Source organism: Latilactobacillus curvatus JCM 1096 = DSM 20019, from assembly GCF_004101845.1.
Taxonomy (GTDB): Bacteria; Bacillota; Bacilli; order Lactobacillales; family Lactobacillaceae; genus Latilactobacillus; species Latilactobacillus curvatus.
Window position 1 is genome coordinate 767,535 of the sequence record NZ_CP026116.1, and the last position, 14,857, is coordinate 782,391.

Below are 14,857 nucleotides of genomic sequence, written 5' to 3' on the forward strand. Positions count from 1 at the left end.
AAAAACCCCTTTCTGAATTAAAGTGCGTCATAAAGCGCATTTGAAACAGCTTCTAACCATTCTGGTGTGCCGGCAGTGATGGCGACATGACTAAACCAGCTATCCTTAGTGGCCCCATGCCAGTGTTTGATGCCGTCTTTAGTAACAATCACATCTCCTGGGACTAAGTGTTGTGCTGCTTTACCTTCTTCTTGATACCAGCCTTCGCCACCAGTCACCAATAGAATTTGGTACCCAGCATGATGGATGTGCCAATTGTTCCGACAACCAGGTTCAAACGTGACATTCCCGACACCGACATTCACGTCTGGTTCGTTCACTAACATTGATAAATAACTTTGACCGACGAAGAAGTCTTGATAAGCCACATTAGCTTCTCCAACTGGGAATAATTGTTTTTCTTTTAATTGTTCATTCTTAACCATTCTAATAACCTCACTTTATTAGGATTCAAATCGTTGTAAATACGTTTCAAAACTCTCTGCTTGATCGATACTCTGATCCAATTTACCATCATACCAATCAATTTTACGCGTTAGGATCTGTAAATTTGCTTGGCGCTCAGCCAATTCGGCTTCAGCTTGAGCCTTTGTTTTTTGCAATAAAGCTTTGCGCGCTTCAATCGTCGCGTCTCCTTGAGCCCGCAATGCAACATATTGCTTTAATTCTGTAATCCGCATACCGGTCCCTTTTAGATGGAGTATAAACCCGACCCACTTAACGTCCTCTAATGTATAAAAGCGGACACCGGCCGCATCGCGTTGTGGCATAATCAAGCCTTGGTCTTCATAGTAACGTAATGTGTAAGTCGACAAACCAACCAATTTAGCAAACTCGCCGATTTTGTACTGCTCTTGTGCCATCGACATCCCTCCTACAAAAATAGCTTATACCTTAGAGTATACTATAAGGCAAGTTTTTTAATAAATAGGACGATCGCCATCAATATTCGGCTGATTAATGCCCCAACTTGCCCCAATTCCTTTTTCAGGATGATTAACTAAATCAACAACAACTTGCGCGATACTCCGTCGTGAAATAATCGTCCCTTTAAACGGTGTTCCCTTTTCAGTTAATTCGTAATCAATCCGATCTTCATTGGTCATATAGGCACAACGTAAAATGGTATAGTTAAGCGAAGATTGTTCAACAATCTTCGCCGCCCGCCGCGTGTCTTCCATGACTTCATGGCCGACTGCTTGTTCATTCCACTCACCAAAAGCACCTGGCACTTCATGATACAAGCCTAATCCACTGATATAGATTAATCGTTTGATGCCCGCTGCAGTCATTGTCGCGACAACGTTTTGCATTAATGGTTCGAACTGCCCGCCTAAATTTGCGTAAACGATATCGACCCCAGCTAAACTGTCTGCCAACAGCTCTTGATCCAACACATCACCTTCAATAACCGTGACATGTGGATTTTGTGCTAATGCGCTTAGCCGTTCAGCGTGCCGTAAATATAGCACGAGCTCATGTTGATTTTCTTTCAACAGTTGCTCAATAACTAACTGGGCCACTTGTCCGGCTGCCCCTAATACTAAAATGCGACTCATTTTAATCACCCCTTCTTCAATGTCTTTAGCATATTCCTTAAAGTACACTCGAAGGCAAGCCATTTTTCAAATTTAATTGGTCTAGGTTGCTACTTGACTTTCAAATTAAATTGACTAAAATGAAAGTTGTTATTAATTATAATCATTATAAAGTAATAAAAAGTATTGGAGGCTTCACCTTGTCAAAAAAATTATCACTCGCCCAAAAAATTAACGTGATGCGGGCTAGCGTCATGGGTGCCAATGATGGGATTTTATCCGTCGCCGGAATTGTTATCGGTGTTGCCGGCGCTACAAGCAATAGCTTCGCCATCTTCATTTCGGGAATTGCCGGAATGATTGCTGGAACGATCTCAATGGCGATGGGCGAATACGTCTCTGTCAGCACGCAAAAAGACGCACAGGAAATGGCAATCATTAATACGAAATTGAATTTAAACAGTAATTATGCGTCTCAGATGGCTTTTGTTCGGCAAAAATACGTCAACACTGGGATTGATCCTGAACTTGCCGATCGGGCTACACACGAAATGATGACTGCTGATCCGTTGACGACTGTCGTACGTGAAAAATATGGGTTTGTCCCGACTGCTTTTACCAGTCCTTACGCAGCCGCTGTTGCGTCATTCATCTCATTTCCAATCGGTTCTATTTTGCCACTAGCCGCAATCACCTTATTACCCCAAACCATTCGCGTGCAAGCCACCATCATTGCAGTGATGATTGCCCTTGCGCTAACCGGCTACAGTGCAGCCGCTCTCGGCAAAGCGAATCGTTCAAAAGCCATGTTGCGCAATGTGATTTCCGGATTATTAACCATGGTAGTCACTTACGCTATTGGGACATTATTCAAACAATAATCGCTTAGAAAGGATTTTTTTATGACCCCTCTTAAAGCCCCACTCAAAACAACTGAAAAACCCCATCAAACGATGGAAGAAAAGATGAATACCCTTCGAGCCGGCGTTCTAGGTTCTAATGACGGGATTCTAACCGTTGTCGGTGTGCTCTTTAGTGTTGCCGCCGCAACAACCAATAATTTCACCATTTTTATCGCTGGACTTGCTGATTTATTAGCCTGTGCTTTTTCAATGGCGGCGGGTGAATATGCTTCAGTTAGTTCGCAAAGTGACACGGAAAAAGCCGCTGTTGCCATTGAACAAGCACGCTTAAAAACAGCTAAAGATGATCAAATTAAAGAAGTCCAAGCTTTTTACGAAGCCAAAGGTGTCACTTCTGAAACGGCACTCGCAATCGCTAAGGACTTAATGCATAAGAAGCCTTTAGCAACAATTGTTAATGTTAAATATGACCTAGAGCTTGGCCATTATATGAACCCGTGGGCCGCAGCGTTTGCATCCCTCTTCTCAGCCGCTTTCGGTGGCGTCTTCCCCCTTGTGACAATGATTCTACTGCCTGAAGCCTACAAGATGACCGGCACAATCATTGCCGTCACCATCGCGGTTTCCATTACCGCGTTTATCAGCGCTAAACTGGGCGATGGCAAAGTCAAAGTCTCCATTATTCGGAACATCCTAATTGGTTTAATTACAATGGCCATTCACTACGGGATTGGCCAACTCTTCTAAAGAAATCCGTCATCATTTGTTCTAATCTAACTTAAATTCAGCCACAAAAAAAGGCGTCGAGCTTAAATTAACTTTTAGCTCGACGCCTTTTTGCTTATCTAATTTTAGTTCTCAAGAACTGGGCAATTTTTTCATGGCCAGCATCATTGGGATGGAGACTGTCTAAACTCAGCTCAGCCGCTTGTTGTGCATCCGCAAATGACAACGCTGATTCGTTAAACAAACTGATATGCTGAACGCCAAACAAGTCCGTCACTTGCGCAATCGCTTGTTCATAATCTTGTTGCTGATAACCGCCTTGATTAACGGCCGAAAAGAAGTCAGTCCCAATGTGAACGTGCGAGATAAAATAAACCGTCGCTTGTGGGTAACGTTTCGTAATCTGCCCAAGTAATTTTTGTAGTGCGCCGTAGAATGTTACTGTGGACTGATCACCAAATTGACCAAGTGGTACATCACGACCAAAGTCATTCACACCCGCATAAATCAATAATAAATCCGTTGATTCAGGAATGGCTTGCCAGCGTTCAACCATCGGATCATACGGTTGGGCAATCGTCGACCCCGAAATTCCGAGATTGGTGATTGTGGGAATCGTGAGCCATTCTGCTAACCACTGGTAGTACCATTTGTGTGCGTAATGATTACGTTGATCCGTGATGCTATCACCAAGTACCGTTAAATGTTGATATTGTGTCATTTGCTACTTCGCTCCTAATTCTGAGTAATCCGTCAGTTGCCAACTAAATTGATCCCAATAATTGGTTTGCTTTAATGTTTTAAGCGCATTGAATTCGGCTATCCGATTCGTCGTCAGACGACTCTTATGCCGTAACTCTGCCGATAAATACCCAATATGGCTTAAGATCACCGGCGTACCTACCAAATTTTTCTGTGTCAGTTGCCGTTTGATTTCCTGTGGCGTTAAATACGGTGTTTGTTGCGCCGTTATCAACGTCCCAGTCGTTAAAACGGCATATTCCGATATTAATAGCAGGTAGGACGCTTGTTCTGTCGGTCTTAAATGCGCCGTTTCATTGCGAACAGGGACATGATACGTTTGCGCTAGTTCTAGAACAATTGCATAGATTTCAGGCGTTAACGTTGCCACAAAATGGTGCGATGTCAAATGCGTGAGTTGTAACCCACTCGCCAAAAAGCGGTCAATCTGCGCTTGAAACTCACGCTTAACATCAGTAATGGCCAACTGTTTTGGATGAGTTTGTAAGGTTTGATAAGCATGACAAAACCCAGCCGGGGTTACCAAGCTGGGAATCGTCAGTGGCTGACTAATTGGGCGGTCTTTGTCGAAAACCAAGTGCAATCCCATTGCCGTAATCCCATGTTGCTGGGCGAGTACCGCACTCATTTCAAAATGAGGCGATGTCACTTGCGCATTAGTGGTAGAAATCACGCCAGTTTTTAAGCCAGTAATGATTGCGCGCGAAATCGGTATGGTCATCCCGAAATCATCAGATTCAATAATGATTGGTTGCATCTTAACCCACCTATTCTGCCGCTAAGTCGAACTGTCCAATAATGGTGTCAGTCGTAACTGTTGTTGGTAGTGGCTCTGCTGGTGCAAAGGTGGCGTTACTGCTGACGACCATGATAGTCGTTGCCTTTTGGGCGGCTGCTAGTTGTTGCCAGTCAATATCAACAATCGCTTCGCCAGCCTTGACACGATCACCCGCTTCAACGTGCATCGTAAATGGCGCGCCCTTCAATTCAACGGTATCAATCCCCATATGAATCAGAATCTCAACATTTTGCTTTGTTGTAATCATGATGGCGTGTTTAGTGGGGAAAATCGAACTAACAACACCGTCAATTGGTGCGCTAATCGTTGTTTGCCGTTCATCAGGGGTAATGGCAAAGCCATCGCCAACTGTCTTGCTTGCAAATACTTCATCGGTAACTTGTTCAATTGGTAAATAACTGCCAGCAACGGGGGCTGTTACCTGTCCAACTGGTCCTTTTTTCAAAAAATTAAACATCGTTCTTCCTCTTTTCTTAAACCCGCATCATGATAGCTTCATAAGGTCGTAAAGTGATTTGCTGACCATCAAACTGCGGTTGTTCGTAATTATCCATGAGCACGTCCTTGACGTGTGGTATTGAACGGACTTGTGTTTGACCAGTAAAATTAGCCATCACGCGAATCGTTTCAGTATCTAGGTGTCGTTGATAAGTGTAAACCGCTTCGTCCTCTGGTTCAAATAATTGGTAGTCCCCTTCAATTAAAACTGGCATAAGCTTACGCATTCGCACTAATTCTTGATAGAATGCAAAGACACTATTGGGTTCATGAATCTTAGCGGCAACTGAGTAATCATCGTGCTCAACCGGCATTAACCATGGTGTCCCAGTCGTAAACCCGTGATGCGCCGTTTGATCCCATTGCATCGGAATTCGACAGTTCTCGCGTGATTTCTGCTGTAAAATCTTAATCGCTAACGCTTCATCAATCCCGTCGCTCAACATTTGCTGGTAAGCATTGATGGATTCAGCATCTTGATATTGGTCAACGGCGGTGAAGTTCGCGTTCTTCATCGCAATTTCTTCCCCTTGATAAATATACGGTGTGCCTTGTAAGCCAAATTCGACTAATGCTAATAATTTAGCGGATTGATCGCGGTATTGACCGTCATCCAAGAAGCGCGAAACGGCACGCGGCTGATCATGATTTGACCAGAATAATGCGTTCCAACCACCACCGGCAGCCATCCCCGTTTGCCAATCACTAAGCACCCGTTTTAGATCAGACAGCCGATAATCGCCTAGTGTCCATTTTTTGCCACCGGTATAATCAACCTTCACATGATGGAAGGTAAACGCCATCGATAACTCTTCACGGGCTGGATTGGTATAACGAATCGCTTCATCAATTGGGGTTGAGGAAAGTTCCCCAACCGTGACAAATTGGTTCGGGCCAAAGATCTTTTCGTACATTTCATGAATGTATTCGTGCACATGTGGTCCATTCGTATAGAAATTGCGCCCATCGTCGCTTGGCGTTTTAAACGTATCATTCGGGAAGTCTTTATCCTTCGAGATATTGTTAATTACGTCTAACCGTAGCCCATCAATCCCAAGGTCTGCCCAGAATTGCATCATTTTAAAAATATCGGCCCGCAAGTGTTCATTCCGCCAGTTCAAATCTGGCATGCTCTTTTCGTATAGGTGAAGATAATATTGATCAAGTACTGGCACATATTCCCAAGCACTGCCACTAAACTTGGATAACCAATTATTTGGTTCGTGTCCATCCACTGGATCACGCCACAAATAATAATCATGGTACGGATTATCCTTGCCTTTGAGACTCTCTTGGAACCAGCGGTGTTGATCAGAAGTATGGTTGACCACCATATCCATCATGATTTTAATCCCACGTTTGTGGGCTTCATTTAAGAGTCGTTCAAAATCGGTTAAATCACCAAAAATGGGATCAATGTGGTAATAGTCCGCAATATCATAACCGTTATCACGACCGGGGGAAACATACATTGGCGTCAACCAAATCAATTCAATCCCAAGATTTTGTAAATAATCTAACCGTTGAATAATGCCGTTGATATCCCCGATTCCGTCACCGTTGGAATCTTGAAAGCTCCGCGGATAAATTTGATAAACTGTTGCTTTTTGCCACCATGCCATGCGATATCTCTCCTATTTCAGTCGTTTATTTTGCTGTTCCTGGTTTTTGTGGTTTAGCCATTGCTTCACCAGCTGTCATTTGATCGTTATAACCCCAAACGAGCGTTACAATAAATGGCACAATCGTTGCAACCGCTGATGACGCGATGAAAATCCATAAGTTTGATAAATCTGCTAGGTGTTTTGGATCTAAGAATAATGCAAAGCCGATCCACGACCCCGCGAAACCGAACATATTACCGTGGAATAACCCACTGACAAATCCGCCAGCGGCTGAACCAAGTAAACCGGCAATGAAGACGCGTCGGAACTTCAAGTTGACCCCATAAATAGCAGGTTCTGTAACCCCACAGAATGCTGAAATCGCACCAGCAAATGATAATTCTTTTAAAGCTGTTTTACGGGTCTTAATCGCAACAGCTAAAACAGCGGCCCCTTGTGCAATCATTGTTGTGCTTAAAATCGCGTTAAAGTAACTGTGACCCGTTGCGGCAACATCGTTGGCAATAATTGGTAAAATCCCCCAGTGTAATCCGAAGATAACAAGCACTTGATAGAATCCACCGATTAATAACCCAGATAACCAACCACTCTTTAATAATAAGAATTGAATCCCGAATGCTAAACCATTTGATAACCAAATAATAGCAGGCCCTGTGATGTAAAGCGTAATGGCAGAAACGACTGCAATCACAATCAATGGTGTAAAGATAATTTGTAAGTAGCCTGGTAACCAGCCTTTAACCCATTTGGTTAATTTAGCAACCAAGCAGCGAGAATCATTGGGAAAATCGAATATGTGTAGTTGACCATTGGGAAGTTTAATGACCCGATTTCAAGCAATGATTTCCCGTTTAAAGCCACTAATTAAGGATGCACCAGAACACCACCGATGACAGCGGTTAAAACTGGATCACCTTTTAATTTCTTAGCGGCAGTGAACCCAACCAACATGGGTAAGAAGTAGAAAACAGAATCACCCATCGTACTTAAGACAATGTACGCTTCACTCTTAGCACTTAATAACGCGCCAAGTTGTGGCATCGTTAGCATCGCCAAGACACCTTTTAAAATCCCGCCAGCAGCTAAGATACCGACAATCGGACTCATCGCACCGGTAATCACGCCGATTAATTGATTAAAGGCTTCTTTAACATGGCCCCATGGCGTTAAATTTTGTTGGCGCGTTGTTGCAGCCACAACTTGGGCCGTTTCATCTTCGCCAGCAAACTCTGTCCCGATTTCTGCAATCACGGCATCATAAACGGCAGTGACTTGGTTGCCAATGACCACTTGGTATTGCCCAGAGGCCTTTTGAACGTTAATGACCCCATCTAATGCTTTAATTTCTTCGGTCTTCGCTTTTGATTCGTCCTTTAGATAAAAACGAAGCCGTGTAATACAGTGAATTAAACTATCGATATTTTCTTTACCCCCGACACCGGCGACAATTGCCTGTGCGAGTTGTGAATAATCCTTTTGAGCCATAATAATTCCTCCCGAATCTTATTGAATTAAAAGTAGCATGAATAAAAGCGCTTTCTCAGTACACCGTAATCATATATAATGTACGTACAAGTTTTCAAAACTTTTTAAAACCGTTTTCTTGTTAGCGCTTAATCTAACCTTGCAACTTCACCGAATCCCCGTTATGATAGGAATGAGAAAACAAATTGGAGAATATCGAATGGCTAAAAAATATGAAATGATTTATCGAGATCTCGTGCGCAAGATTACGCACCAACTCTATCAAAGCGGCACTTTCTTACCAAGTGAAAATGAACTCACTGAACTCTACGGTGCGTCGCGTGAAACCGTCCGCAAAGCATTAGGTAGTCTACTTGAAAATGGCTTTATCCATAAAATTAAAGGGAAAGGCTCTTTGGTTCTCGGTCTAGACAAGTATGCTTTTCCGATTTCAGGATTGACCAGTTATCGTGAATTAGATAGTCTTTTCGATATGCATACTGACACTCAAGTCTTGCAATTAACACAGACGACCGTTCCCCAAACCCTTTTCCATCTTGAATCCGAAGAGCAGTTACCTGCCACTTACATTCAACGGCTGCGCGTCGTTAACGGTCAGCCCCTGGTAATCGATAACGACTACGTCTTAACTAGCATAGTCCCCCACATTTCAAAAGGGGTTGCACAAGACTCACTCTATCGTTACTTTGAAGAAACACTCAAACTCGAAATTGGGTATGGCAGTAAGGAGTTCACGGTGATTCCCGCCACTGAAGGACAGTGTCAGATACTGAACCTACCGCCTAACAGCTCCGTAGTCAGTGTTAAAGGTGTCACCCATCTACAAGATAATACCCTCCTTCAATTCACCGAATCGATTCACCGTGCCGATAAGTTTAAATTTATCGAACATGCTCGGCGTAAAATTATCTAGTCAAAAAAAGACACCCACCGGCTGAGAGTTGCCAGATGGGTGTCTTTTTTTTATTTGACCGCCTGTGTTTTAAAAACAGCGATTTGATTTAAAAGTTCACTAATGCGTATTCGAAGACTCTTTTGTTGTTGACGGCTCGTTGTGAGTTTCTGATATAAGTTTAACTCATCACCCTCGTTGAAGGCGGTGACCATGGCTTCAGCGGACGAGACGTAATCAGTCATTACTAATTGTAACTGACGGTTAATTTCTCGTAATTCTTTTGGCGGGTTTAGTAATGTGGCTTGATCAATAAATTGTTTAAAAACCCGTAAGTTACGTTGAAAATATTCGTTTAACGATTCCAAATTTTCGTCCACCAGACAGCGCCCCTTGATGATGTTCTTGCTGGTCCGGGTGTACTCACTAAATACTGTTTCAAACACGATGAACCGTTCTAAAAATTGATTCCACCGTACGATGTATTCCTGAGTCGATAGTTGATCCGCTTTGACACTCATGGTCGTTCCCCCCCTTTAATATAATATCTAAATACTCATCATGAGTATAAATATATACTAAATATATACTAAATATAGATAAAAAGCTAATTATTAGCCTTTGTTACCGATAACGATTTCAAATTGCGTTTCATTTTACAAATAAAACATGACGTCCTATAGTTAAGGTAAGCCAAAAAAGGGATCTGATTACTTGTCCAACCAACGTTATCTATCTGGAACAGCACTAAAACTATTTACATTCACCCTACTAGCCGGCACGTTCACAATGTCTATCAGCCAATCTGCCCTTTCAACTGCTTATCCAACTTTAATGGCCTATTTTGATTTATCAGCCACAACTGTTCAATGGCTGACAACCGGTTTTATGCTCGTAATGTGTGTCATGATGCCGATTAGTCCTTGGTTATTAAACAACATCCCATTCAAACGACTCTACATGGGGATTTTAAGTTTATTTACTATTGGAACGCTATTAATTGTCTTCGCTAATCAGTTCGGTTGGGTATTGTTCGGGCGGGCGTTGGAAGCCATCGCAGTAGGTGTTTTATTTCCATCGTTTCAAACTGTCTTATTAACCATTACTGCTGAAAATCAACGGGGCCAAATTATGGGCCTGGCTGGTTTAGTAATGGGCTCTGCACTAGCTTGTGGGCCGATTATTTCAGGGATTATTCTCAACTACTTCAGCTGGCGAGGACTATTCATCGCCTTTATTCTGATTATCTTAACCGTGTTAGCAACAGCTAACTTCACTATTTCTGATGTTATGCCGGCTAAGCCCTATCACCTTGATGGTCTTTCCGTTTTATGTACAACTGGATTAATCGGTTTATTATATGTCATCAGTAGCGCTAATCATCCTACTATCAACCCAATCGGACTCTGGGGTATCGGATTAGTGAGCTGCCTAGCACTGGGTTATTTTGTCTACCGGCAACTCACCCAGACAACGCCACTTCTTAATTTACATATTCTCAGTTACCTTAACTACGATATTGCGGTCGGATTGACTGCTATTTCCTATATTTCATTGATTGTCACCACAGTCATCTACCCATTATATTTTCAAGCTCAATTGAAGTTGACGCCGCTTCTTTCAGGATTAGCATTGGTCCCTGCTGCCGTTGTGTTAAGCCTTTTGAATCCACTCGCGGGCCGGTTAGCTGATAAAATTGGCTTTAAACCGACCTTACTCGTTGGCCTAACCATGATTAGCATTGGATGGCTAGCTTTGATTGGCTTCTACCAATGGCTGTCATTACCATTGATGATCCTGTGTGCCTGTTTCATCGAAGGCGGCAACGCATTTGTCATGATGCCTGCTGTTACACTTGGTGCTAATAGCCTGCCGGATCAAGTGCTCGCTGACGGCACTGCCGTCACAACCACGATTCGTCAAATTGCGGGCGCGCTGGGCGTCACCCTTGCAACTCTCCTTTTAAGTGTCGCCGGTTACCAAGTCGTATTTGTTAGTTTGCTCGGCCTGACCTTAATTGGTCTCGGCTTAGCCACTCAACTACACCCCAAATAAGCCACAATAAAAAGCAGGTTAGCGATGATGATTGTCATCGTTAACCTGCTTTTTTAATGCCAGCGTTGCTTAATTAAGATAAGTCCCCATGTCATTAAACTAAATGTTGAAATGATCGCGCCGATAATTAGTCCCGGCGCACGATAGACTAAGCGAACTTGGTTAGTCCCTTTCTCAAGTGGCACTGCAAGCATATTGCCCATCACTCGTCGTGTACGAACTGTTTGATGATTGACTTGCGCATGCCAACCACTGTCATACGGCACACTTAGATAAAGTAATTGATCAGCGGTCTTAGCTGGTACTACACCAGCAATCCGACCATTATCTGCCGACAGTTGTTTTAGGTCGATCTTTAAGCGTTGTTGTGCCAACTGATCAAAAGCTTGATCGAAATGAACCTGGTCTAAACTAGCCACCTGAATCTTACGAAAGGCTTTAGGTTGCCGACTGGTAATTGTCAGCGTTAGTTGTTGCCCTTTTTGATAGCGACCCAAACCAATAATCGTGGTCCCATTCAATTCAATCGGTGCTTTATGTGTTCGGCCATTAATTTTCACTTTGAGCTTTGATAAGTTTTGTTGCGGCAAGTATAGATAAGCATATCCACTTGTCTTAACTTGCGTTGTAAACGTAATTTGCCGACGTTTTTGCGCTTGTAAATCTAATTGATTATATTGATAAAATGGTGTCGTTTGTCCCGTCATCGCTTGCATAATTCGATCTTGATTTTCAAACGGCTCATGTGCTTTCAAAGCCACGTGTGCTAGCTGGTCATTAACCGCAAACCCTAAGCCTAACGTTTTATGGGGTTGTGTCACAACCTGTCCTTGCTTAGCAATTAGGTCATATTGATTGGCAAATAGTAGGTCAGTCAGCACAGTATGCCCAATCCCGTTAATCCGCCGGGCATTCTTACTATAAAAACCGAGATTAACCAACATCGTCCGCATCCGCTCATCAAGTGTCGAAGAATAATTGTTTAATGTATACTGTCCAAAGGTCAACGCATCATTGTACCCATAATACGGTTCCTTAAACGCTTTTTTTAAGAGAATCGCTTGGTTATTAACGCGATAGAAATCAGGTGTTTGCCGTTCAAGCTGTTCAAAGAGTGCTGCTTGGCGTTGGTATTGTTGCGCATAAACAACTTGATCGCCCATCGGTAACTTAGTGGTCGTCAAGCGGCCATTAATCACCAGTTCACTAAACGTCAATACGGCTCCCAGACCAATCACCCATGGTTGCCAACGTGCTCCTTTTTGCCACGCTGCAAAAATAACGCTAGCCAAAACCATTAGTCCGATTAACAACCAGAGCGATTGTTTCTGCACACCACGTACATGTGGCCCATAGTAGAGCGCCAACTGGCCAATGCTGAGCAAGCCACCGACTATCAAAATAACCAGGCGTTTCGTTTGACGTTTACCGATTGGTTCAATACTTGCTTCATAGGCAATCTTGATGAGAACAAATGCCATCAAATAGGTATTCCGATATGGAAACCCTTCTGGTTGCTGGAACATGTGCCACATCGTATTAAATGTCGTTACCCAGAAACTTAACGCTAAACTAACAATTAAAAAGCCGTTCGACCACTTTGCTTGCCGTCGAATGGTTGGTAGACAGAAATAATAGACCGCAAATAACAGCGCTAATGTACTGATAAATAAAGTTGGTTCATGAATTAAGCGTTGCGTATAATGGCTGCCGCCGACTTGAAATTGGCTCAAAACTTCCCAGCCAAACTGCGGGGTTGGATAAAAACTGGTTGCAGCGATTGTCTTTTTCCCAGTCTTCAACATTCCAAGTAACGACGGCAATAATACAACTGCTGTTGTGCCCCCCGCAATCAATGAGGCCCAACAAAACTGCCAGATAGCCTGCCGCCAGTGAACCACTAGTTGCCACCAAGACTGTTGGGGTTGTTTCCATTTGATTAACAAACTAATTGCATACAAAACGGCAAATAGACATGACATATAACCCAAGTAATAGTTGGTAAAGATAGTGGCAACCAACATCCAGATATATAAGCCAGGACGCCCTTTTAAAAATAGCCGTTCTAATCCTAAGATGACCAGTGGGAGGAAAATCAGAGCGTCTAACCACATTAGGTTATAAAAGTTCATTGCCACAAAGCCACTTAAACTATAAGCTGTTGCAAAAATTAGCGCGGAAAAATGATATTCAGGCTGACGCGTCTTTAGAAAATGGGCCATCGTTAAACCCATTGCCCCAATCTTCAAAATAATGACATACCCAACCACCACTGGCAACTGGCTATTCGACCAAAATAGGAGCAGTAAATTAAAAGGACTGATTAAATAATAAGCCGCTAGCGGTAATATATCGCCACCCAGTGAAAGTGAAAATGAATACGTACTGAAATTCATCTGGGCCATTTGCCGTTTAAACTCTGCCAAAAAGGGCATATATTGGGTACCGAGATCACTAATCAATAAATTATGCCGTCCAAACGGCACAATTTGGAGCATTGCATATAGCCCCACCATTAATAACATGGGAACTAGCACACTCAATAAATAGTAACTGACAGCTGTTTTATTTGTTCTCTTCATCTGACTCACTTCTTTTGCCTTTTCTATAGAATAATACACACTCTAAACAAAATAAGCCACCCAGACAATTTGTCTAGGTGACTTATTAGTAAGTTGCTTACTTCATCATACCGAGGGTGACCCCACCGACAATGACTAATAAACAGCCAAGTGTGACGTAAACCATTTCTTTTTTCGTTTTTTGTTCACCCAATAGGTAAATACTACCGATTGTTGAGATGATAATGCCACATTGTGATAATGAATAGCTAATTGCTAGACCAATATCATTCATTGAAATCAACATAAATAAGTTCCCAAGACCCCATAATAAACCAGTACTAATGTTGAGTGCTGTTTTCTTATTGAAGACTGCTGTCCCAATGCCAACACCGGCAAAAATTGCAGCACCGACGAACATCCCAATTGCTTGTGGTAAAACAATTGATGTTGCGCCAATGTGTGACCAGTTAACGATGATTGTGTAACCACCATAACCGATTGTTGATAAGATTAATGCTCTAAAACCACGTGCAAATTGTGTATCTTCTTTAGCAGCAACACTGCTCTTCGGATCCTTCATTGAAGTTAATGTGGCACCAGCGATTAAGATCACTAATGCAGTAATCCCGAAGATGTAATCGTGCGTTGTCTTCCATTCATGGAATAACAAAGCACCTGCTAAAGTGTTTACAATCAATTGCATCCCGGTTGATAATGGGACTGTCTTAGAAACACCCATCGCTTGCATTGATTGGAACTGTTGTCCTTGACCAATGCTCCAGAATAAACCGGAAATGATACCGATTACCATAATCCGTAAGTTTAAAGCGGGTTGTAATACTAAAAAGGTACCGATTCCAAAAACCAGCGCACCAATTGTCATTCCTAAGGTTTGTTGATAGGCATTCCCGCCAAGTTTGCCACTCACTAACCCGATACTACCCCATGCAAGTGCAGGGATTAATGCAATTAAAATAGCCATTTATAAATTCCTCTTCTTCTCTAAAGTACAAGAATCCATTATACATAGTTTTATATCCGCTGGCTAGT

The 14,857-nt window shown here is 42.7% G+C and carries 14 protein-coding genes and 1 pseudogene; 4 read left to right on the forward strand and 11 right to left on the reverse strand.

The window, feature by feature from the left end; translation table 11 throughout:
* Positions 1-17: 17 nt before the first annotated feature.
* Genes LCU_RS04140 through LCU_RS04150 form a run of 3 tightly spaced genes read right to left on the reverse strand, consistent with a single transcriptional unit; the run spans position 18 to position 1,622 of the window.
* The gene (locus LCU_RS04140; RefSeq protein ID WP_039098772.1) at positions 18-425 is read right to left on the reverse strand and encodes a cupin domain-containing protein; all 408 of its coding nucleotides are present in this window, start codon (positions 423-425) and stop codon (positions 18-20) included.
* 18 nt (positions 426-443) lie between these two features.
* The gene (locus tag LCU_RS04145; protein WP_004270020.1) at positions 444-863 is read right to left on the reverse strand and encodes a MerR family transcriptional regulator; all 420 of its coding nucleotides are present in this window, start codon (positions 861-863) and stop codon (positions 444-446) included.
* 57 nt (positions 864-920) lie between these two features.
* Entirely contained in the window at positions 921-1,622 is a 702-nt protein-coding gene (locus LCU_RS04150) for an NAD(P)H-binding protein (RefSeq protein WP_076786894.1), read from the reverse strand.
* Between the two features lie 116 nt (positions 1,623-1,738).
* On the opposite strand from LCU_RS04150, the gene LCU_RS04155 reads away from it, so the two are divergent.
* Both LCU_RS04155 and LCU_RS04160 read left to right on the forward strand, forming a co-directional pair.
* Complete coding sequence (locus LCU_RS04155; RefSeq protein WP_004269989.1) at positions 1,739-2,419, forward strand: VIT1/CCC1 transporter family protein; 681 nt, start codon at positions 1,739-1,741, stop codon at positions 2,417-2,419.
* Between the two features lie 21 nt (positions 2,420-2,440).
* Positions 2,441-3,148 carry a VIT1/CCC1 transporter family protein gene (locus LCU_RS04160; protein ID WP_004270030.1) on the forward strand — a complete coding sequence of 236 codons (708 nt, stop codon included), beginning with the start codon at positions 2,441-2,443 and terminating at the stop codon, positions 3,146-3,148.
* A 94-nt stretch (positions 3,149-3,242) separates the two neighbouring features.
* Here LCU_RS04160 and LCU_RS04165 read toward each other — a convergent pair whose 3' ends face one another.
* The 5 genes and pseudogenes from LCU_RS04165 to LCU_RS10230 form a co-directional block, all read right to left on the reverse strand.
* Positions 3,243-3,848 (reverse strand): SGNH/GDSL hydrolase family protein, encoded by a 606-nt coding sequence (locus LCU_RS04165; RefSeq protein WP_056965783.1) that lies wholly within the window; start codon positions 3,846-3,848, stop codon positions 3,243-3,245.
* Positions 3,849-3,851: 3 nt separating this feature from the next.
* The gene (locus LCU_RS04170; protein WP_054644365.1) at positions 3,852-4,646 is read right to left on the reverse strand and encodes a ChbG/HpnK family deacetylase; all 795 of its coding nucleotides are present in this window, start codon (positions 4,644-4,646) and stop codon (positions 3,852-3,854) included.
* A 10-nt stretch (positions 4,647-4,656) separates the two neighbouring features.
* Entirely contained in the window at positions 4,657-5,145 is a 489-nt protein-coding gene (locus tag LCU_RS04175) for a PTS sugar transporter subunit IIA (protein WP_056965785.1), read from the reverse strand.
* A gap of 16 nt (positions 5,146-5,161) precedes the next feature.
* Positions 5,162-6,808 carry an alpha,alpha-phosphotrehalase gene (locus tag LCU_RS04180; protein ID WP_056965787.1) on the reverse strand — a complete coding sequence of 549 codons (1,647 nt, stop codon included), beginning with the start codon at positions 6,806-6,808 and terminating at the stop codon, positions 5,162-5,164.
* 25 nt (positions 6,809-6,833) lie between these two features.
* A pseudogene (locus tag LCU_RS10230) lies at positions 6,834-8,296 on the reverse strand (PTS transporter subunit EIIC).
* Between the two features lie 199 nt (positions 8,297-8,495).
* Between LCU_RS10230 and treR the strand changes: the two are divergent.
* Positions 8,496-9,209, forward strand: coding sequence for a trehalose operon repressor (gene treR, locus LCU_RS04190; RefSeq protein ID WP_056965789.1), 714 nt, complete (start codon positions 8,496-8,498; stop codon positions 9,207-9,209).
* Between the two features lie 50 nt (positions 9,210-9,259).
* Here treR and LCU_RS04195 read toward each other — a convergent pair whose 3' ends face one another.
* On the reverse strand, positions 9,260-9,709 hold the full coding sequence (locus LCU_RS04195; RefSeq protein ID WP_054644360.1) for a hypothetical protein: 450 nt from the start codon (positions 9,707-9,709) through the stop codon (positions 9,260-9,262).
* 193 nt (positions 9,710-9,902) lie between these two features.
* Between LCU_RS04195 and LCU_RS04200 the strand changes: the two genes are divergently transcribed.
* Entirely contained in the window at positions 9,903-11,243 is a 1,341-nt protein-coding gene (locus LCU_RS04200) for an MFS transporter (RefSeq protein WP_056965791.1), read from the forward strand.
* A 53-nt stretch (positions 11,244-11,296) separates the two neighbouring features.
* Here the strand turns inward: LCU_RS04200 and LCU_RS04205 are convergent, their stop codons facing one another.
* Positions 11,297-13,825: a YfhO family protein gene (locus LCU_RS04205; protein WP_056965793.1), complete on the reverse strand. Its 2,529-nt coding sequence runs from the start codon at positions 13,823-13,825 to the stop codon at positions 11,297-11,299.
* Positions 13,826-13,922: 97 nt separating this feature from the next.
* Complete coding sequence (locus LCU_RS04210) at positions 13,923-14,789, reverse strand: GRP family sugar transporter (protein WP_004270033.1); 867 nt, start codon at positions 14,787-14,789, stop codon at positions 13,923-13,925.
* Positions 14,790-14,857: the final 68 nt, after the last annotated feature.